Raw genomic sequence first — 21,646 nt, forward strand, 5'->3', positions numbered from 1 at the left:
CAGCAGAAGACTCTCCTGCCCGTTTATAGCAAGTTAATAATGTATTTCGATTGACAATAACGACGGCTATAAAGGCTTTTTGTTATAAGAACCCTAATACGTGACCGACAACGCCAAATGCAAGAGTTGAGAAAATCAATACTGGAGGCTTACCCCAAAAACCGGTGCTTTTCACCATTTTGTACATAAGGAAAACCAAGCACAGAGGTAATAAGTTCGGCATGATTTTGTCAAAGAGCGCAGTTTGTAATTCAACCACCTTTCCTCCCAGCTCCAGCGAGGCGGTGGTTTGCACCTTGATAAAAGTTGCACTCAGCGCACCGATAACAAAGATCCCCATAATATTGGCGGCTTTAGCCAGCTTTTCAGTGGCATCACTCATATTGACCATCGCAGCGGTTCCCGCACGATAACCCATAAACATCAGTCCGAAATACACTAAAAAGTGCACAATTTGATATAAAAAGAAGAAAACAAAAGGTCCCGCAATCGAACCTTCCATTGCAATAGATGCACCCAATGCTAATGTCAGTGGCATCAAAGTCATATGGTCGATAGCATCACCGATCCCCCCCGTTGGCCCCATTCCCGCAACTTTCATGACGTTAACAGTCGATGGTTTTTCTTTGTTTTCTTCCATTGCAACGGCTGTACCCAATAAAAAGGTAAACAGCTTAGGACTGGCATTAAAAAATTGCAGATGGTTTTTCAGTGATGTTGCATAGTCGCGCTTATTGTTCCCATGAATTTTCTTTAAGGCTGGGATAATCGAGAAGGCAAATCCACCACCTTGCATACGTTCAAAGTTAAAGTTACCTTCCATAAATAAACCGCGGAATGCACACTTCCAAAGGTCGCCTTTAGTGATAACTTTTCTGACAGTGGTATCTTGATACTCGTCAATGCCATCAATCAAAGAACCCGTTTCTGTTTTATCCTGCGTTTTCAATGCGGTGCTATTATCAGATACCATCTTCGAAATCCTCATTCTGCTGACTTGTATTTTTGTTGTTACCACTAAAGAAGAAGTAGAGCGCGGCGGCTGATGCGCCTAAAATAGCGACTGCCATAATTGGGAGTTTTAGATAGGTTGTCATCACGAAACCAATGAAGAACACACCTGCAACTTCTTTTGACCACATAATTTTCAACAACATTGCGAAACCAATAGCAGGAACCATTTTCGCTCCGATGCCTAAGCCTTCAAGCAACACTTTTGGGGTATTCTCATCAATCCATTGAGCCGCATGTTCACCAAAGTAGACCGTCACAAAGGCGACTAAAGCATAGAGTAATGAACGTACTGTAATTGTGATAATAAGTAGCCGAGAAACTCCGGCAGCATCAGCTCTTTCCGCATATCTATCCGCTTTCCCCATTGTGAAAGCTGTCATAGCAAAGAAACCAATCACGAGCATTTGCATTAACACCGCAATAGGCATACCAATTCCCATAGCAACTTCAGGTGATTGGTTTGTCATTACCGCAAAAGCAACCGCAGCAATCGTACCTAAAGTCACATCAGGTGGCTGAGCGCCTGCGTTAGGAACTAATCCTAACCACGCGAGTTCTAACGTTGCACCTGCAATCAACCCAACCTGCATATCACCCATAATCAGACCAACAACAGGCCCTGTAATGAGTGGTCTGTGAATATTTAATGCAACGTCATACTTATCTATACCGCAAAAAAAGGCCCATAAAGCCACTAAAGAAGCTTCAAAAATCATAAATAATCCTCAAACCTGCTAATGCAGGTTTTTTTGTTCAGGAAATTATCAGGCTGATGCGAGCGCTAACACATCAACGGGTGTCTGATCGGGGGTGTTTTGGATTGTGCAAGTGACCCCATTTGCAACGAGGCTTTTAAATGCCTCAATGTCGGCATCATTGACTGACACGGTTTTCGCAATTTGGCGTTTTCCTTCATGAAAATGCATATTGCCAACATTACAATGAGTAATGGGCACGCCACCTTCCACTAAACGGGCAACATCTTTCGGGTTATTACACAAAACAAAAATTTTCTGACGAGGAGATGCTTTACTAATAACATCAATAGTTTTTTGAATAGAGAAGAAGCGAACAGCGTATTCACCACCCGCTGACGCTTTCATTCCCGCTTGCATAAATGCGGCATTAGGGCCTTCTGCTGCATCATCATTAGCCACTAAAATCAGGTTTGCTTCTGTATGTTTACCCCATGTAATACGGATTTGACCATGGAGTAAACGTTCATCAATGCGGGTCCAGACAATATTCGGTGTGTTCATGATTAGCTCTCTTATTATATTTTATTAATTTAAAGCAGACTGTGTGTCGTCTTTTTTGTGTGAGAACGGATAAATTGTGACGCCTTGTACAACGCGGTTGATTTCTCCTGTTGGAGACGGGTTATCAGGCGTATTCCCTAGTGCAATGGAACTGTGAAATGCGAATGATTGCGCCAACATCAAGTAAGGGAACAATAGCGCCACATCAGAACAGTTCTCTAACGCAGGAATATAAACAAAACTCTCTGGTGAGAAAGCGTTATCATTTCGTGCGGTGATCGCGATCACCTTGCCTGATGCATTATCGTGAATAACCTCTCGTAATAAGTCAGTCTCATATTGACGTGTATAAGGATCATTAGAGAAAAACATCACCACTAAAGTTTCTTTATTTACGATAGACTTAGGCCCATGTCGAAAGCCTAGTGGAGTATCAAAGCTCGCAACCACTTTACCCGCTGTAAGCTCTAACATTTTTAACGCAGCTTCTTGTGCTAAACCTTGCAATCCACCGCTTCCAAGATAAATAACCCGTTTAAATTTACCCGCGTATTTATCCCTAATAATTTGATTTGCTTTATTAAACTGCGCTTTATAGTGACTAAAAAAAGGAGCAATCGAGTCACTAAAAACGTTATCACCTAAAAAGATGGTTACCGCAGCCATCATCATGGATGAAAAGCTAGAGGTCATTGCTAAAGAACGGTCATTGGATTCTTCAGGCATCAACAATGCCAACGCACTGCTGTTATTTTGGCAGTACTCATAAAGCTTGCCATTTGCATTACATGTCAGCACCAAGTGATAACATTGTGATAGGCATTCAGTCGCAACATCTAATGCAGCCACACTTTCAGGACTATTTCCGGAGCGAGCAAAAGAAATCAATAAAGTAGGAATGTCTTCTGCTAAATATTCTTGTGGATCAGCCACTAAATCGGTTGTTGCAATCGCATCGACGCGACGTTTTGTATGGCCACTTAAAATAGGAGCCAATGCTTTCCCAGCAAATGCAGACGTACCCGCTCCAGTCAAAATAATTCGCGCATGAGGTACTGCCAGCGCTTCATTTAGAAAGGCTTCAATATCAGCACGTTTTTCTTTTACTGATTGCCATGTTTTCTTCCAACATTCTGGTTGTTGCTCAATTTCTTTCGCAGTCCAAAATGCATTCAGTTGCTCTAATTGAGCGGTCTGATAACTTAAATATTCCATAGTTTCCCTCAATTAATGGACATAGCACGCATCGGCATAAACCGATAACACATCACGAATTTTTGCAATAACAAAAGACTCAGGCGATCCGTCAATCATGCCTTCTCTAAATTGGGTAAATTGATAAGGCAGATATTGGCTTAGTAACGGTAATGGAATAGGTTTAACGGATAAGTTATCCATTAATGTGTCGATGGCGGCATTAATCTCAGCATCTGGCCAGTAATAGCGAATACGATCACTAAAACTATATACTCGAGCAAAGGCTTGTTGACGCTCATCACCATGATAGTACTTTTGCCAAAAGCCCGGTTCACGGCACATCAATTGCTCCATTTTTTCACGTAATTTAGAGCACTGTTCTTGAGGGAATAATGTTTCTTCAATAGAGCAAAGTGCATATAAACCTTCGCGCATTGCAAAAGTTAATGCAGGCCCTACTTTTAAAATGGCAAAGTGATCATGAACTAGCTGTTTATAAGCTTCTTTAGTTTGATAATCCGTAGAATGTGCTTCGAAAACAAGATGAGAATAATCATTTACCACTTGGCTTAATGCTTGTGCTTCTTCTGATTGATAATCAATGATACCCGTATGATCAAATTCAACGCCGGGTTGCACAACCAGACCAATAACGCGTTCCCAACAATCACCAACACCCACATTTTGAAAAGCTTGGCGATGGCACTCTAATGTTTTACGTGCAGCATCAGGTGAAGTCACTTCAACAGTATCAAGTTCTTCAGCGGCACCGCCCGGAACGGGTACTTCTGTACCAACAACATAAACAATATCACTTGTGCCAAATGCCTCTTTTGCTGTGTTTTCTGCAATCACAGCAAGGCGTGCTGCACGAGATGCCACAATTTCATCCGTTAAAGGAATAGGATCATCAGCACAAGACATACTGCAATCGAGGTGAATTTTTTTAAAACCCGCGGCAACATAATGTGCAATCAACACATCTGCATTTGCCATCGCTTTTTCAGCGTTAAGATGTTGCCAACGATTAGGCCCTAAATGGTCACCACCAAGAATAAGTTTCTCGATAGGAAAACCCACATTTTCAGCTTGTTCAATGACATATTGGTAGAAGTCAGCGGGAGTCATTCCCGTATAACCACCAAACTGATCAACCTGATTAGAGGTGGCCTCAATTAGCAGAAAGGAATCATTATCCAGCGCTTGTAATAGAGCTGCTTCTATTACTAAAGGGTGTGCAGAACAAACAGAATAAATGCCATTCTGTTTGCCTGATTTGTGTTGCTGAACAATCTTTTCTAAAGGATGCATTAAATACTAACTCCATAATCAACACCGGCGGTGTTGCTAATGGAGTTAGCAAATTACGATGCCTTATCGTCGACGATAATCACTTCGATTTTGTGCTCTTTCAGTTCCTGAATATATTCTTCAGGGATACCTGAATCGGTCACTAATATATCGATATCACCAAATTCTCTGATCATATGACAGCTGCGTTTACTGAATTTCGTAGAATCTGCAACCGCAATAATCGTTTCTGAGATATCACACATTAAACGGTTAAGACTAGCTTCTTGTTCATTGTGTGTGGTAATACCAACGCGTAAATCGAATCCGTCAACCCCCAGAAAAACCTTATCAAACCGATAATTTCTAAGGCTATTTTCAGCTTGTGAGCCTGAAAAAGACAACGCACTTTTTCGCAATACACCACCGGTCATTAATACTTCCACACCTGAGGTATTTGCTAACTCCATTGCGACATCCAGACCGTTAGTCATGACCACTACATTTTCGCGCGACTTTAAATGTGTCGCGATTTCGCGAGTAGTTGTCCCCGAGTCAAGAATGACGGTGTCTCCATCCTTTATCAGCGTTGCGGCAGCTTTCCCGATTAATGTTTTTATGCCCGCGTTTTGCCCACGTTTTTCGTGGATACTCAATTCGGCAATAAATCCTGTATTAGGAATTGCTGCACCATGAGAGCGAACGATATAACCATTTTTCTCAAGAAAACTTAGATCGCTGCGGATAGTGACACTTGAGACTTTAAATAATTCAGCGAGATCTTCGACTCTGGCTTTACCTTGTTGGTTTACCATATCGAGGATTTCCATACGCCTCTCAACTGCCGCTTTCACTTTCGTCTCCTTACGAAACCAAAAGACTTTCTTTCGATTGGTTTCGAATGTAGTTTACTACGCCAATTTTTACCGACAATGCAAAAAAACAAAACTTTTGATCTCTTTCACAAAGTTTCGAATCATCATCGATTTCTTACGATTATTTTCGTGTAGCTTCAATAATAGCCTTGAGGCCACCAGTTTCCAATAAATAAAATGATATAACGCAACGATATACTTATGATTACACCATATATCGCTATATAAAACACAATAATATAGATTTAATACAGCTACATATCAGAAAATACAGAGTAAAACTTCACTGCATTCATTTATTTTCGAAAAACAAATCAAGATAAATAGCTCAAATAGTCAATAAATCCTGAAATAGTATCAAACCGAAAGTACTAAAATCGAAAACACACACTCTAACCTTTCGAAAATAACTTTCAATTACTTTCGATATTTCGTATTTGTGATTTTAATCTCTTTTGTTTTGATAAATTTTACGTAATGTAACAGGATAAAAAAGAAACTCAGGAAATGACTAATGGCATTAAATCAACCTGCTTATTTTCATATGATGGCAAAACCTACAAGCTACCACTGTAATATTAAGTGTGAATACTGCTTTTATCTGGAAAAAGAAAATATTTTTCAAGATGAAGAAAAAGAGGCTGGTCATATAGTCATGCCTGATGGTGTGCTGCGTCGTTATATTAAAGATTATATTCAATCACACGGTGGCGATCAGGTTGATTTCTCTTGGCAGGGTGGAGAGCCAACGCTTGCGGGGCTAGCCTTCTTTGAAAAGGTAGTCAAATACCAAAAGCAATTTGCTAACGGCAAAACGATTACAAATAGTGTACAAACTAATGCAATCGCTATTAATCGCCAGTGGGCACAATTCTTTGCTGATAATCACTTTCTATTAGGCGTTTCAATTGATGGTATTGAAGCTGTTCACGATAAATATCGTATTTCGGTCAATGGAAGCCCTACTTTTGAACGAGTAAAACGTGCAATTAAGTTACTCAATGAATATGGCGTCGAATTTAACACACTCACTGTCGTTAATGACCAAAACTGGAATAAAGGAAAAGAAACTTATCAAGCCTTAAAAGAATTAGGTTCCACTTTCTTTCAATTTATACCCATTGTCGAAGTCGATAGACGCTTTCCTCATACTCACGGAGGACATTATGCGCCGGGCCCTAATGCACAATTAGCGCCATTTTCTGTTCCTGCCGAAGGCTATGGGCAATTTATGGCTGAAGTATTTGATGAATGGGTACGGCAAGGCGATATCGGGAAAATATATATCCGCTTATTTGATAGTTTATTAGGTACATGGATGGGTTATCCCGCATCAACCTGTATTCAATCTAAAACCTGTGGTCAGGCATTGATCATTGAAGCCAATGGTGATGTTTACTCTTGTGATCACTATGTTTATCCCGCCAATAATTTGGGCAATATTCATCAAAATAGCCTTGCTCATTTAGCCACATCAAAACAGCAACAGCGCTTTGGTCAAAATAAATATGATAAACAAACTAGCCTTTGCAAACAGTGTGAAGTGCAAAGCTTATGTTATGGCGGTTGCCCTAAACATCGCATTATTGCTATTGAAGGCGAAAAACATCGCCATAACTACCTATGTCGCTCTTATAAAAAAATATTTCACCATACCGCGATAGGAATGCAATTAATGCAACAAGCTATTTCACGCGGAGGCCTTGCTAGTGATGCACTTCCTGCGATGAAAAAAAACTACTTAAAGTAACTCTTTTTATTTTATCTTGTTTATTCTGGAGACAATCCGTGATCTTACCTTCTGTTAAAAAAAGCTTACTCGCGGGGCTGATTGCCACGTCGTGTTTAAGCATCCCAATATCAGCCAATGCAGGTGGTACACCTGAAAAGCCGAATATTTTACTGATAGTGATGGATGATTTAGGTACAGGACAACTTGATTTTGTACTGGATACCTTAGATGTTGATGCATTAGCGCAAAGATCCACACCGCCACGTTATGAAGGCGATATAAATAAAATGGTAGAAGCGGCGCGCATTGCTATGCCCAATGTCAGTGAAATGGCCACAAATGGCGCTAAAATGACCAATGCCTTTGTTGCCCATCCTGTTTGTGGCCCTTCCCGAGCGGGTATCTTTACTGGGCGCTCTCCAGCAAGTTTTGGTACTTACAGTAATGACGATGCCATTTTAGGTATTCCCCAAGATATCAAACTATTACCTTCACTTTTCCAAGAAAATGGCTATGCCACCGCCAGTATTGGTAAATGGCATAATGCAAAAGTTATTCGCAAACCGAAAATTAATGAAAGTAAGCAAACTCGTGATTATCACGACAACATGATTTCAACGCCAGAAGCAGGTTATGCGCCTCATGAGCGTGGTTTTGATTATGACTTTAGCTATTACGCATCAGGTGTAGCTTTATGGAATTCGCCTGCATTTTGGCGTAATGGTGTCAATGTCCCAGCTCCGGGCTATACCACGCATCTTTTAACAGATGAAACATTAAAATTTATTGATGAACATAAAGATAAACCTTTCTTTATTAATCTCTCCTACAGTGTTCCTCATATTCCGCTAGAACAAGCTTCACCCGCTAAATATATGGAGAAATTTGATACTGGTAATGTTGAAGCAGACAAATACTTCGCAGCCTTAAATGCAGCTGATGAAGGAATTGGTCAAATTATTGCAAAGTTAAAAGAAAACGGTGAGTTAGAAAACACGCTGATCTTTTTCTTATCAGATAATGGCGCAGTTAATGAATCGCCAATGCCAATGAATGCGATGGATAGAGGCTTTAAAGGGCAAATGTTTAATGGTGGCGTTAGAGTGCCTTTTATTGCCTATCAACCCGGAACTATTCCTGCTGGTACAAAAAGTGATGAGATGATCTCTGCACTTGATATTTTACCGACTGCGCTACAAACAGCAGGTATTACTATTCCTGCCAATTTAAATGTTGAAGGGAAAAACATCATGCCTTTACTGAAAGGAGAAACAAAAAAATCCCCTCACAGCTATCTTTATTGGGCAGGTCCTGGCACTAAACATTACAGCGAAGAAAACCAAGAGTTTTGGCATGGATATCACCAATGGATAACCTATCAACGTAAAACACCGCCTACAAATCCTAATTTAGAAAAACTCTCTAAAGGTGCTTGGGCTGTACGTGATGGTGAATGGGCGCTCTATTTTTATGATGACGGGAAAAATCAGCCTCAGCTTTTTAACGATAAAAACGATCCGTCCGAATCGATTGATCTTGCCAAACAAAATCCACAAAAAGTGATAGAGCTAAAAAATGCGTATTACCAGTGGATCAAGGATAAGCCAAAGCCCGTTCTTTGGGGACAAGATCATTATCAAATATTAGTGGATTCTGCAAAACCTTAATATTCAACATCCGTTTTGTTTCGCAAGGATGCGTCTTTTTTCTGAGATACGAAAATGGCTATTAAAATTGCATCTTCAGCACGTCCCAAACTCCCTTATGAGCACCCAAACGTAGAAATCTACCAACGCTTATTTAAGGAAAATATCATTCGACGATTAGTCAGAAAATCTGCTTATCGTCGCTATGATAAAACGATCACTGACTTTTTTAATGATGAAAGTCGGTCGCTTTTCTCTTTATGTGAAATGCTAACACAGTATGTCACACAGGCTTTTCATCATTACCAAGTCTGGGGCTACTCTCATGCTTATTATCCAGGAAGTCCGGGGCAACAAACGGCAAGAACTGATGCTCTTGAAGGTGTTAGCAGGGTACTCCCTCTACTTGCTGCATGGACTGTTAGTAGCAAAAAAAGTACGTTGATAGGATTAAATCAGCAACCTTTCAACTTACCTTTAATGATCAAACAAAGCTTTATTCATGGCACTGATCCACTTCATAAAGGATATTGGGGGAAACTTGAAGATTACGATCAACGAATTTGTGAAGCATCTGATTTAGCGCTTACTCTTTGGATAAGCCGTGAATGGGTGTGGGATACATTATCACCCACAACACAACAACAAATTATTGCTTGGTTCGAACAAGTTAATCACTGCAAGATTGTCGATAATAACTGGCATTTCTTTCCTCTTACCGTCCAATTTGTTATTAAAGCACTCACAGGAAAAGACACGATTGCTCATTGGCGCTATGAACGATTAAAAGAGTTTTATGTTGGTGATGGATGGTTTCGTGATGGTGCAAAAGGTAATTATGATTACTACAATGCGTGGGGTTTTTACTATTCGTTGTATTGGTTAGCGCAAATTGATCCTCAATTTGATACGACATTTATTACTCAATCACTTAATACCTTTAATCAGCACTACCTTTATTTTATGACGCCAAAAGGTATTCCTTTTTTTGGTCGTAGTGCCTGCTATCGCCTTGCGGTTTCTGCTCCATTATTAGCAGGTGTCGATTTACACTGTCCTTCAGTGAAGATAGGTGAGGCAAAACGCGCTTTTGAAAGTAGTTTACGTTATTTCATTTCTCAAGGCGCATTAAAAAATGGCGCCCCTACTCAAGGCTTATTTACTCACGATCCACGTTTGGTTGATAACTACAGTGGTCCTGCTAGTAGTTTTTGGTCATTACGCGCCGTGATTATCGCGCTTTATTGTGCTGATCGTATCAATTTATGGCAAACGCCTTCACTTCCTTTGCCTATCGAAAAAGATAACTTTCGTTTCGAAATTCCATCTATCCAAGCTTTAGTAACTGGAGTGAAAGCAACACAAGAAGTGAGTGTCATTTTTTGTGAAGAATATACGGAAAAACAAACACCGTTAACTCGCCGTTTAGAAAAACAGACCTTAGCACAAAAAGTCGCCGAAACCGTGATAGGACAGTCAAGACGACCGAAAAACAACTTATTACGCAAAGGGATCACCAGTTATAGCTCTAAAATGGCTCATTTTTTCTAGTTACCTTTCATTTGCTTTCAGTGCGAAGGCAATAAAAATGTGATTTAGATCTTTTACCTTTCTATTTCTTTCGTTTATTATAATTCGTAATTAAACGAAAGATGAGAGGCAAACATGTATCTGGTTTCTACTCGTAATATGCTCAATAAAGCACAGCGTGAAAATTATGCTGTGCCTGCTTTTAATATTCATAATTTGGAAACTATTCAAGTTGTGATGGAAACGGCTGCTGAGATGGCATCACCTGTTATCTTAGCTGGTACACCAAGCACGTTTGCTTATGCAGGTAGTGATTATTTGATCTCTATTTGTCAGCAAGCCGCAGAACAATATCGTATCCCTGTTGCCCTACATTTAGATCATCATGAAGATATTCCTGATATCTGTCATAAAGTCATTTCAGGTGTGCGATCCGCTATGATCGATGCCTCTCATTTTCATTTCGAAGAAAATATTCGCATCGTCAAAGAAGTGGTCAATTTCTGCCATCATTGGGATTGCACTGTAGAAGCTGAATTAGGCCGTCTTGGAGGACAAGAAGATGACCTTATCGTTGATACAAAAGATGCCTTATTCACCGATCCTGATTCAGCGGTGCAATTTATCAAAGCAACAGGAATTGACTCATTAGCTGTTGCAATCGGTACAGCACATGGGATGTACAAGCATGAACCTCATCTCGACTTTGATCGCTTAGAAATTATTCGTCAAAAAACAGACATCCCTTTAGTTCTTCATGGTGCATCCGGTATTCCTGATGCAGATGTGCGCCGTTGTATTGACTTGGGTATTTGCAAAGTTAACGTCGCAACTGAACTGAAAATAGCTTTCTCTAACGCAATCAAGCAGTACTTCTTGGATAACCCTGATGCAAGTGATCCTCGTCATTACCTTGTACCGGGTAAAGCCGCAATGAAAGCTGTGGTTGCAGATAAAATTCGTGTCTGTAAAAGTGATGGGAAACTGTGAAAAAAAATAGAGCTGTCGCCATTATTGGCGAATGTATGATAGAGCTTAGTGGTCAACCTTTTTTACCACAACAGCAGCGCTTTGGTGGTGATACGCTAAATACAGCGCTGTACTTAGCGCGACTTATCCCTACATTACATCCTCGCTATATGACAGGTTTAGGCACTGATACTTACAGTGCCTTAATGCAAAAAGCATGGGAAGAAGAAGGAGTTAACTGCCAGTCTGTTATTACTATTCCCGAAAAACTTCCCGGCCTATATGCCATTGAAATCGATATTTATGGTGAGCGTAGCTTCCACTATTGGCGTAATGATGCAGCGGCACGTTATATTGCTACTGATAGTCGCTTTGTAGCACATCTCAATGCTCTTCCTGATAATAGTGTGATTTATCTCAGCGGAATTTCTCTTGCTATTTTAACGCCGGAAGGAAAAGAGTCTCTACTCACGCAATTAATCCACCTTAAACAGCGTGGGATCACTTTAATTGTGGATTCAAATTATCGACCTCGCTTATGGGATTCAATACCTCATGCACAAGAGTGGTTTGAAAAATTGTACAGACTTAGCGATATCGCTTTAGTTACGGGTGATGATGAGCAAATGCTTTGGCAACAACCCATTTTGACAGAACAAGATATTGCACAACGCCTTCATCAATGGGGCAATCAAAACGTGATTGTCAAACTCGGTGCACATGGCGCTTTCTGGTCCGATGGCATAGATACGGGCTATATCTCTCCCAAATCGGTTGATCCTGTTGTTGATACTACCGCTGCGGGCGACTCGTTTAATGCTGGCTTTATTGCTGCTTGGCTACAAAATCACAGCTTACCAACTTGCTGTTTATGGGGAAATACATTAGCCGGGCTCGTTATTCAACATCACGGTGCCATCATTCCTCACAAAGTCACCGATTCATTCTATACATTAATCAAGGATAGCCATGACACAGTCAATTGTTGATACACTTTCCTCACTGAAAGTGATCCCCGTGATCCAAATTAATCGCGCTGAAGATGCAATCTGGCTGGGTGAAATTCTAACCCAAAATCAATTACCTATTGCTGAAATCACCTTTCGTACACCTGCGGCAGTTAAAACGATTAAGCTAATGCATGAGCATTTTCCTGAGCTTATTTTATGCGCAGGAACAGTATTAACGGCACAACAAGCTGATATGGCAAAAGAAGCCGGAGCAAGCTTTGTCATTTCGCCAGGTTATAACCCAAGTACAGTTGATTATTGTCTAAATAATGGCATCGACATTGTGCCGGGAATTAACAATCCAAGCCAAATAGAAGTTGCCCTTGAAAGAGGCTTAACCTTAGTTAAATTCTTTCCAGCAGAAGCCTCTGGCGGTATAAAAATGCTAAAAGCACTTGCGGCACCTTACTCACAAATGCAATTTATGCCAACGGGTGGAATTAGTTTAAATAACGTGAGTGATTACCTTGCTATTCCACAAGTTGTTGCTTGCGGAGGAAGCTGGATTGCCACAGCTGATACGATTGATAAGCAAGATAAAGAAACCATTGTTAATCATATTCAGAATATCCACTCATTACTAAAAACAGATAAAGGATAAATAAAATGAAACAGGTTGCCGTTTTATTAGCTGATGGATTTGAAGAAGGTGAAGCTGTTGTTTTTATTGATATCATGCGCCGTCTTGATATTCATGTTGATGTGCTTTCTTGCATGGATACCTTGGTATTAAATACTTATTTTGAAACTAAAATCAGTGCTGATTTTCTATTAACTGAAAAAATGACACACAGCTATGACGCAATAATGATGCCGGGTGGCCCTAAAGGTACCGATCGTTTATGCGCTAACGAGCACGTTATTCAATTTATTAAACGTCATATTGCCGAAGATAAATATATTTGTGCGTTATGCTCTTCTGGAGCAAAAGTATTAGCAGCACATCATCTTCTTGAAGGTCGTAATTACAGCACAGGCGATAAATTGGCAGATAAATATGACGATGGTCATTATCTTGATCAAGATGTTGTTGTTGATGGTAAATTTATCAGTGCAAAAGGATTAGGCGTAAGTTTTGAATTTGCCTTTACCGTAGCTCGCTATTTATTAAGCGACAATACAGAAAAAGTAGACTGGCAAGCTAATCATATTTATTTTAAACACTGGCCGTTAGACTACCTAAAATAGCTAAATTAATTATTATTAACGATATAAAGGGGATTAACTCCCCTTTTTTATGCCTATCAAAGCCATTGTCTATCACACTAAAAACACTAATCTAGTGATTAATTATTCTCTGCTTCTTTCTCTCTATGTATACATAAAAGAAACTGTATACTAATTCATCAAAAAAAGATTATTAACACTTATTTTGTTTCACTTAACGGTAGAAAATACTGTCATAAGGAGATTGATAAATTATTTTTAATTTTATAAATCAGAAATAAAAAATTAAATGAATAATTTTAATTTATGTTTATAAAAATAGTTATTTATTATAAAAAAAGATAAAACAGTAACAATTAGAGATCAATATATTTTATATAATAGTACAAGTAAAAAGTTTTTATTCTGGTTGTTCATACTTAATAAAATAAGTATTAATCACTATAAAATAATAAGTGTAAAATATTACGCTTATTTTAATTCACTCTCTTCATTTCTATTTCCTTTAACCTTGAGTTCTTAAAAGCCTTAGATAAACTAAGCTACTTAGGTGATGTCGTTTTTGCGAATGGTGAAGCGCGTCTTTACTTTGAGTTACGCCCAGGTACATCACCAGACATCATGCAAACCCATCTAATGATAGATAAACAGTCTCTTATCTATGATAACCAACAACCTCAATGGCAACGCTTTGTTTGGCCGGCTGATACCGTTGCCTCTGGTGCATCACTCAGTTGGGTCACTACCAATACAGGTACACGCATTTATGGTGATTATCGTGGTGTCTGGGGAATTATTCGTTTATTGGAAGATGCCAAGGTTGCTTATTCGCTACCACGACACGCTATTACCTAGCCGAGCCACGAGTAGAAAGTCTGCTTTAGAGTGGTTATCAGGACAACGCGTTTTAGATAGCTTATCGCTTTATCCTGAAGTCGATCGTCATGAGTTTTCTCGTATTATCGCCTTATTAGCCACCATTGAAGCGGAGCTTGAAACATGGAATGAAACTGAAAGACCACAGCTTACAGGGTTACATCAAGCACTCGAAAAACGCCTTGCTCAATCTGGTGGCACAAGCTCATTAGTACCACAAAATATCAGCAGAAATGAATCCACTTATAACTCATCTTCAACGCCTTCTTCTTTATCACAAAGCACACCAATAGAGATTATACAATCAGGCCGTGAATTATTAGATCAATCTAAAATGCTTGCTAACTACTTACGCAATCAACCTAGCGGCTGGTTGGCTGGGCATAGACTAATGAAAGTAGTGAGATGGGATACGCTTCATCAACTTCCCCCACAAGATCAGCAAGGTTGTACTCGCCTTTCTCCCCCAAGAACTGATGCAAGAGCACAACTTAAACGACTTTATTTACAACAAAGTTGGGGAGAGCTTGCAGAACAAGCTGATAAGCTTTTTGCAGAAGGTGTTAACCATTTTTGGTTAGATGTGCAGTGGTATCTCTATCAAGCACTCAGTAAATCACCTGCTCCTTGGAATGCATGGTCTGATATTATAAAAAATGATTTAAAACAGTTTCTTACCCGCCTTTCTGATTTAGAAAAATTATCATGGGAAGACGGCACGCCCTTTGCCGACGAAGTAACATTAAGTTGGATAAAACAACATGTTATGGAAGAAAACTTTGATGCCATGCAAGGGTTATCAAATAGTTACTCTCATCAATCTGAAGATGAACCGATATTGGCATTAGAAACCGAAGCTATCACTCAAGCGGATAATGAAGGTATAGAGGTTGCATTAAAATGGCTACAACACCGTCCTGATATCAGCACTTCAAGGCAAAAATGGCTATTAAACCTCGTTATGGCGCGAGTAGCAGAACAATTTGCTCGTCACGATCTGGCATTAAATTTATTAAGAGAACTCGATAAAAAAGCACTTTCGATGTCATTAACACAATGGGAGCCTAACTATATTTTTGAAGTGAAAGCACGACAACTTCATCTTTACCGAGCAAAAATCCAACGTAATACCTCAGATAAGCCCTATATAGAACAACAAATGGAGCTGCTACTCAGTGAGCTAACCGCTATCGATCCCGTTCGCTCTGCGATTTTATATCACTAATATTTTATTATATAAATCAAGGATTTAAATTAATGAATGATTTAACCCTTCGCTATTTTGATGCAGAAATGCGCTATCTTAGAGAAGCTGCCAAAGAATTTGCACAAGCACACCCCGATAGAGCTGTGATGCTCGATTTAGATAAAGCAGGTACTCCCGATCCTTTTGTTGAGCGCTTATTTGAAGGCTTTGCTTTTTCAATGGGGCAATTAAGACAAAAAATTGATGATGATTTGCCTGAATTAACAGAAGGTCTTGTCAGCTTATTATGGCCTCACTATTTACAAACAATCCCTTCACTATCAATTGTTGAATTGGCCCCAGATATTCAAAAAATGAAAATAGCAGATAAGATCCCTGCTCAATTTGAGGTTCTCTCTCGCCCTATTGGCCCTAAAAGAACGATTTGTCATTATCGAACAACTCAAGATTTAACGCTTAATCCAATAAAAATTGTCGCTGTAAATTTAACGACGGAGCTCGATGGTCGTTCAACTATTAGACTGAAATTTAAATGCAGTGAAATGATTAATTGGTTTGAAATTAGCCTTCATAAACTTTCATTTTATTTATCTGGCGATATTCCGACAACCAATGCACTGCATTTGGCATTAACTAAACAAGTTGCAAAAACTTATCTAAAACTCCCTCAATCAAAAGATAGAATAGCAATCCCTCTCTATTTTTCACCGGGAGGATTTCAGGATACAGACACTCTTTGGCCTAAAGGAGATACCACATTTAGTGGCTATCAATTATTACTCGAATATTTTTCTTTCCGTGAAAAATTTATGTTTGTTTCACTTAATGGATTAGATGATATTCATTTTCCTGAAGAAACACCTGATTTTGAATTAGATATTGTTCTCAATATATCATGGGATAGCTCTCTTACATTAAATGAAGAAAATATCCGTTTACATTGCGTACCCGTTATTAATCTTTTCAATATAGAAGCTGATCCACTCACTGTTAATGGATTAGAAAGCGAATATTTATTACGACCGCGTCGTGTTCAAGATGGACACACTGAAATCTATAGTGTTGATAGCGTACATGGCTCTCAACGTATAAAAGAAGCAATTTATGTACCCTTTACCAGCTTTCGCCATCGTGGTGGCATGTTACGCCATAATGCGCCTGAACGTTATTATCATACCCGAATAAAGCGTGGTGTTACGGGACTTCATGATACTTGGCTTATATTAGGGGGGGGGAAAAACAAGAGATTGATTTAGCAACTCAGACAGAAACCCTTTCATTGCAACTCACTGGCACTAATGGGCAATTACCGCGCAAAGCACTACAAAGTACCTTACTTGATAGAACTGAACAAACCTTACAAATCCCATTAACTGTATGTAATTTGTGTAAACCAACACTTCCTCTTTACCCTCCTTCAGAAGATCGTTTCCACTGGCGAGTGCTGAGCCATTTAGGTTCAAGCTTTCTTAACATGATGGACAATGCCGAAGTACTGCGAGGCACTCTCGCACTTTATGATTAGCGAGATGATGATATGAACCATCGAAAACTCGATGCCATTATTCATGTTGAACATCATTTAATTGAACGCTTTGAAAAAGGTTTTTTACAACGAGGTATTGATATCGAAGTCACTATTGATAGCAATGGCTTTAATGGTGATAGTGATATTCATTTATTTGGTGAAATGCTTAATCGCTTTTTTGCACTTTATGCCGATGTTCATCTTTTTAATCAATTAACACTGGTTATCTTGCCAACAGGAAAACGAATTCAATGGAAAGAAAGCCACAATCCACAGCTACCCCGTTAATTCAGGCGTTAGGCGAAAAATTACCTTATGTGAATTTCTATCGCTTTTGTCAATTACTGGAAAAAAACAGCCCCGAATTACCTGAATTAGGAAGTTCTCATGATCCAAAAACCGATCCTATTCGCTTTCGTCCACATCGTGGTATGGGCTTTCCTGCGACTGAAATCAAAGGAACTGATCCTCTAGATAAATACCGAAAAAGCACAATACCAAGCTTACATCTACCTTTTTGGGACTTTATGGTATCACATCACCACTTCCAACATCTTACCTTGACGATATTGCACAATATCGAGATGGTACGGATTCACTAACTGATTTTTTAGATATTTTTAACCATCGCCTTACGACCCAGTTTTATCGGGTCTGGCGCAAATACTCTTATCCAGCCACGTTTGGGGAAGGAGGATCAGATAAAACATCGCAATATCTTTATGGCCTAATTGGTTTAGGTATTCCCGGTTGCGCTAATCATGTGCAATCCCCCCTATCTCGCTTTTTAGCGCTATTAGGGATCTTACGTTTACCAACTCGTACAGCCGAAGGCATTAGCGCGTTAGTAAAATTATTAGCGCCATCAACAAAAGTCAGTATTGTGCCTCATGATCCACGAAGAATTGCACTAGCTCCCCCCACAATCATGTCATGTTTACAACCAATAACATTAGAAAATAAGCCCGTTTTAGGCCGCTATGCTATTGATGTAAATAGCCAAGTATTAATAAAACTACACACTGAAAATAAAGAAGAAGCAAAAGGCTGGTTACCTGATGGCAGTATTTATCAAGACTTTATGGCACTACTTCGCGTTTATTTAGGATCAAGGGTTAATGCGCGGCTCCGTTTAACATTACCTAGAAATTTATTACCGGATGCAACATTGAGTACCTCTAAAAACCAAGGCGTGCAATTGGGTAGAACCGCTGTCATGCGACCTCACAACCAGATTGAAACACTAACAGCGTCTTTTATCACCATTGGACTTGGCTTTTACCAATATATTCCCCCCCCGCACTCAACATTATAAAAGTGATGAATATGGCAATTATCAATTTTAAATCGCAAACATTTCTTTCTCGCGCCCACCGATTAGCACTGTTATTTATAGCAACATTTTCAATCGCAGGTTGCGGTTTAACTCAAACCATCAGTGATGGTACTGCCTCTTTAACTAAGTCTATTTTTTATAAACAAATCAAAATATTGCATTTAGATTTCACTGCGAGAGAAGCACTTAATACCGATGATAATGGCTCATCACTTTCCGTTATTGTTCGAGTATTCCAACTAAAATCAGCGGATACTTTTAATGATAGTGACTACCTCTCACTATTTAATCAAAATAACGATGTTTTAAAATCCTCTTTATTAGCACAAAAAGATTTACGCATTCGACCAGGTGAATCTATTTCTTTAGATATGCCAATGGAAAAAGAAACCGAATTTGTTGCTATTGCCACAATGTTTCACACACCAGATGAAGCTAAAAATAGCTGGCGAATTGTTATTCCTAAAAACGAACTCGATCCTGATAAAGCACGTAAAATTAAACTTGCTGAGAATACACTTACATTACAACCTTTGGATAAAAAATAACGATGCCACAACCATCTCTTTATGAAATGCTAACGGGTTATTTTTCAGGTGGGTTACCTGTTGATTCTATATCAGAAGAAGATCAGGTTATTCTTTCTGTTATGGATAATATTCGTCGAATATTAAATTCACGAGCAGGAACATTAAAACATCTGCCTGATTATGGTTTACCTGATATGAGTAAAATAATTCAAGGATTACCTGGAAGTTCGCATAAAGTAATGTCTATATTATCAACAACATTACTAAAATATGAACCAAGAATAAAATCAGTAACACTAGGTATATTGCCTGAAAATGAATTTGGAAAATTGTGTTATTCTTTAGATATTGAATTACATGAAAGAGGGCTTATACGTTATGGTACTGAGTTTTCACCTGATGGAAAAATATTTCTCCACCATTTAAAAAAACAATTTTATTTATCATGATGTTATTTCTTTCTATTTATTCTTAATTTTCTTTATTTATATTATTTTATTTAGACCTTCAATTAACTTGAGGCAACTATGAATTCTTACTTACATTCACTTTCAATTGGAGGTGATCCTCGTATATTTAATCAATTTCTTGCTATTAAAGAAGAACTTAATAAACGTTTTCATCCAGCTCGCCCAGATATTAATTGGCAGTATATCCATGAGTTGTGTATCTCTTTATTTAATCAAAATGGTGTCGATCTTCAAACCGCCTCTTGGTTTGTTATATGTCGTCAACACCAAGCTGGACTTGATGGCCTAAATGAAGGACTTCACCTTATTCATAATATATTGACTCAACATTGGCAAATATTATGGCCAGTGCAAACACATACTCGTATCAATATTCTTTCATCCTTAAGCCAACATTTAGTCTCTGGTATTCGTGGTACAATTTTTGTTTATTCCGACTTATCTATTCTTTATCAAATTGAAGAATTATTAAAGAATATCAATCATCACCTTCAAACATTAGAAATTAAACATCTTGTTCAATTTGATTATTTAGAGAACTTAGTTATTGCTCAAGCGCGGCAATTAAAGAATGCAGATACATTAGATAATAATTTTAACGCTCCTAAATTATCCTCCACAGTCAATAAAGAAGAAAAGCCATCTGAAATTATCGATGTGATTTTATCTACACCCCAGAATATTAATGAAATCATTACACCACCCAAAGCCTATATATCTTCTTCCATCTCATTACAACCGCCCATAAAAAAGGCATATCGACAGGAGTTATGGCGAGGGATTTTAATTGGCACACTAACCAGTAGTTTATTTTTGTTATCCTATTTTATTTTTGGTTATCTGAATTAAAAAATAACAATCTAATAGATGCATTTCCTTATATACCAACCATTAATGCCCACGCAGGTTCTCTTATTGAACAACAAACCGCAAATGGTAGAAACATAATAAGAACGCTCAATTCTGAACAGATTGACGTGATACAACAACGTTTAGATGAACTCGCATTACTTTCTCCCACATGGGCACAGAGTTATGGACTTGAAGTCATCAGTTATTTGAATGCGCAGTATGACGATAATCCAGAGCTTTTATCATTTACGCAGCTTTGGAAAAATAATCTAAAAATAAATGCCACCACGGATGAACAACTCAATCAATGGTCTAAAGGTATGGCTGAACTTGATGGATTAAGTCAAAGATTAGCAAAATCTGCCGTAAACCATCGCCCAATATGGGCGGGGAGCAGTCACATAGCTTTGATGGTAACCCTAAAAATTACATAACAGGCCCTGAATTAAAATCGATCATTTTTAAAGCTCGTCAACATCTCAATCAAGCCAAACCCTTAGAAGAAGAGCTACGCTTACTTGAAAAGCAACCAACACAAAATGCAATTTCAGACTATGAATATCAATAAATAGATAATCACTTCAAACAACCATCAAATCAATATTCTTTATTGCGTTTTAAATAGCGAAAACAATATGTACTTTATAAGAAGCTTAATCATTATTGCCATTGTTAGCTTATTAAGTGGTTGTATTATGGGTTCACCTTATGGAGGGGCTATCTTTGTTTCTCCTATAGATTTTATTAAAATAATTTTTAAATCTAAAGATGAAAGAATAAGCCCATCTAAAAATACTCAATCAGAAACAAATTACAGTTCAAATGAAGAACTGATAATTAAAAACAATTATTCAATATTAAAATCAAAAATAATAATAGATGAAAAAGACTATAAAATAGACAAAATAGCCTATCATTAATTTAAACATTGAAAAGTAAAAAATCATCATAATTGCGCTATTTTTAATATTTATAGCAATACCCATTAAAAAGTAACGAGTTATTACAAAATAATTTTTAAATTAAGAATTAAAAAGGTAGATAATAATAAAATCACAGTATTAAGCCATCAGTATATGACATAATTTAATTATCACACAATGACTAAAAAGGAATAACTCTCATTATATTCAAGAAAATACAAGTAAAAACACGTGT

General features: G+C 38.3%; 21 protein-coding genes and 2 pseudogenes. 17 read left to right on the forward strand and 6 right to left on the reverse strand.

Going from position 1 to position 21,646, the window contains the following annotated elements; genetic code table 11:
- Positions 1-82: 82 nt before the first annotated feature.
- From C0T34_RS05090 to agaR, 6 genes are read right to left on the reverse strand one after another with little or no spacing between them, the layout of a single operon-like run.
- Complete coding sequence (locus C0T34_RS05090; protein ID WP_072063421.1) at positions 83-973, reverse strand: PTS system mannose/fructose/sorbose family transporter subunit IID; 891 nt, start codon at positions 971-973, stop codon at positions 83-85.
- The gene (gene agaW / locus C0T34_RS05095) at positions 963-1,730 is read right to left on the reverse strand and encodes a PTS N-acetylgalactosamine transporter subunit IIC (RefSeq protein ID WP_098942137.1); all 768 of its coding nucleotides are present in this window, start codon (positions 1,728-1,730) and stop codon (positions 963-965) included. The genes C0T34_RS05090 and agaW overlap by 11 nt, the downstream gene beginning before the upstream one ends.
- A 48-nt stretch (positions 1,731-1,778) precedes the next feature.
- Positions 1,779-2,273, reverse strand: a complete 495-nt coding sequence (gene agaV, locus C0T34_RS05100; RefSeq protein WP_023581440.1) for a PTS N-acetylgalactosamine transporter subunit IIB — start codon at positions 2,271-2,273, stop codon at positions 1,779-1,781.
- Between the two features lie 24 nt (positions 2,274-2,297).
- On the reverse strand, positions 2,298-3,488 hold the full coding sequence (locus C0T34_RS05105; RefSeq protein ID WP_098942136.1) for an SIS domain-containing protein: 1,191 nt from the start codon (positions 3,486-3,488) through the stop codon (positions 2,298-2,300).
- Between the two features lie 12 nt (positions 3,489-3,500).
- The gene (gene kbaZ / locus C0T34_RS05110) at positions 3,501-4,781 is read right to left on the reverse strand and encodes a tagatose-bisphosphate aldolase subunit KbaZ (RefSeq protein WP_098942135.1); all 1,281 of its coding nucleotides are present in this window, start codon (positions 4,779-4,781) and stop codon (positions 3,501-3,503) included.
- Between the two features lie 53 nt (positions 4,782-4,834).
- Positions 4,835-5,614, reverse strand: a complete 780-nt coding sequence (gene agaR / locus C0T34_RS05115; protein ID WP_075673686.1) for a transcriptional repressor AgaR — start codon at positions 5,612-5,614, stop codon at positions 4,835-4,837.
- A gap of 535 nt (positions 5,615-6,149) precedes the next feature.
- Between agaR and C0T34_RS05120 the strand changes: the two genes are divergently transcribed.
- From C0T34_RS05120 to C0T34_RS05195, 17 genes and pseudogenes are all read left to right on the forward strand, one after another.
- Entirely contained in the window at positions 6,150-7,385 is a 1,236-nt protein-coding gene (locus C0T34_RS05120) for an anaerobic sulfatase maturase (protein ID WP_098942134.1), read from the forward strand.
- Between the two features lie 38 nt (positions 7,386-7,423).
- Positions 7,424-9,034, forward strand: coding sequence for a sulfatase-like hydrolase/transferase (locus C0T34_RS05125; RefSeq protein WP_098942133.1), 1,611 nt, complete (start codon positions 7,424-7,426; stop codon positions 9,032-9,034).
- A 54-nt stretch (positions 9,035-9,088) separates the two neighbouring features.
- Positions 9,089-10,564, forward strand: a complete 1,476-nt coding sequence (locus C0T34_RS05130) for a DUF2264 domain-containing protein (RefSeq protein ID WP_109849783.1) — start codon at positions 9,089-9,091, stop codon at positions 10,562-10,564.
- Positions 10,565-10,678: 114 nt separating this feature from the next.
- The gene (locus C0T34_RS05135; protein WP_088494868.1) at positions 10,679-11,533 is read left to right on the forward strand and encodes a tagatose bisphosphate family class II aldolase; all 855 of its coding nucleotides are present in this window, start codon (positions 10,679-10,681) and stop codon (positions 11,531-11,533) included.
- Positions 11,530-12,501, forward strand: coding sequence for a sugar kinase (locus C0T34_RS05140; RefSeq protein ID WP_098942130.1), 972 nt, complete (start codon positions 11,530-11,532; stop codon positions 12,499-12,501). The genes C0T34_RS05135 and C0T34_RS05140 overlap by 4 nt, the downstream gene beginning before the upstream one ends.
- Positions 12,482-13,123 carry a bifunctional 4-hydroxy-2-oxoglutarate aldolase/2-dehydro-3-deoxy-phosphogluconate aldolase gene (locus C0T34_RS05145; protein WP_098942129.1) on the forward strand — a complete coding sequence of 214 codons (642 nt, stop codon included), beginning with the start codon at positions 12,482-12,484 and terminating at the stop codon, positions 13,121-13,123. The genes C0T34_RS05140 and C0T34_RS05145 overlap by 20 nt, the downstream gene beginning before the upstream one ends.
- A gap of 5 nt (positions 13,124-13,128) precedes the next feature.
- Positions 13,129-13,710, forward strand: coding sequence for a DJ-1/PfpI family protein (locus C0T34_RS05150; RefSeq protein WP_109849784.1), 582 nt, complete (start codon positions 13,129-13,131; stop codon positions 13,708-13,710).
- 477 nt (positions 13,711-14,187) lie between these two features.
- Positions 14,188-14,499 (forward strand): annotated as a pseudogene (locus tag C0T34_RS18115) (type VI secretion IcmF C-terminal domain-containing protein); the annotation flags it as partial.
- A 1-nt stretch (position 14,500) separates the two neighbouring features.
- Complete coding sequence (gene tssA, locus C0T34_RS18120) at positions 14,501-15,790, forward strand: type VI secretion system protein TssA (RefSeq protein ID WP_239450317.1); 1,290 nt, start codon at positions 14,501-14,503, stop codon at positions 15,788-15,790.
- A 32-nt stretch (positions 15,791-15,822) separates the two neighbouring features.
- Positions 15,823-17,588 (forward strand): annotated as a pseudogene (gene tssF / locus C0T34_RS05160) (type VI secretion system baseplate subunit TssF).
- Positions 17,552-17,902 (forward strand): type VI secretion system baseplate subunit TssG, encoded by a 351-nt coding sequence (locus tag C0T34_RS18400; protein WP_252957280.1) that lies wholly within the window; start codon positions 17,552-17,554, stop codon positions 17,900-17,902. The pseudogene tssF and the gene C0T34_RS18400 overlap by 37 nt, the downstream one beginning before the upstream one ends.
- Entirely contained in the window at positions 17,818-18,615 is a 798-nt protein-coding gene (tssG, locus tag C0T34_RS05165; protein ID WP_275425775.1) for a type VI secretion system baseplate subunit TssG, read from the forward strand. The genes C0T34_RS18400 and tssG overlap by 85 nt, the downstream gene beginning before the upstream one ends.
- Positions 18,616-18,626: 11 nt before the next feature.
- On the forward strand, positions 18,627-19,184 hold the full coding sequence (gene tssJ / locus C0T34_RS05170; RefSeq protein ID WP_109849786.1) for a type VI secretion system lipoprotein TssJ: 558 nt from the start codon (positions 18,627-18,629) through the stop codon (positions 19,182-19,184).
- Between the two features lie 2 nt (positions 19,185-19,186).
- Positions 19,187-19,615, forward strand: coding sequence for a type VI secretion system baseplate subunit TssE (tssE, locus tag C0T34_RS05175; protein ID WP_098942110.1), 429 nt, complete (start codon positions 19,187-19,189; stop codon positions 19,613-19,615).
- 78 nt (positions 19,616-19,693) lie between these two features.
- Positions 19,694-20,485 carry a type VI secretion system ImpA family N-terminal domain-containing protein gene (locus C0T34_RS05180; protein ID WP_109849787.1) on the forward strand — a complete coding sequence of 264 codons (792 nt, stop codon included), beginning with the start codon at positions 19,694-19,696 and terminating at the stop codon, positions 20,483-20,485.
- Between the two features lie 128 nt (positions 20,486-20,613).
- Positions 20,614-20,922, forward strand: coding sequence for a VasL domain-containing protein (locus C0T34_RS18125; RefSeq protein ID WP_162556816.1), 309 nt, complete (start codon positions 20,614-20,616; stop codon positions 20,920-20,922).
- 261 nt (positions 20,923-21,183) lie between these two features.
- Positions 21,184-21,408, forward strand: a complete 225-nt coding sequence (locus C0T34_RS05195) for a hypothetical protein (RefSeq protein WP_109849789.1) — start codon at positions 21,184-21,186, stop codon at positions 21,406-21,408.
- Positions 21,409-21,646: the final 238 nt, after the last annotated feature.

The sequence above is a fragment of the Proteus sp. CA142267 genome (assembly GCF_003336825.1).
Classification (GTDB): Bacteria; Pseudomonadota; Gammaproteobacteria; order Enterobacterales; family Enterobacteriaceae; genus Proteus; species Proteus terrae.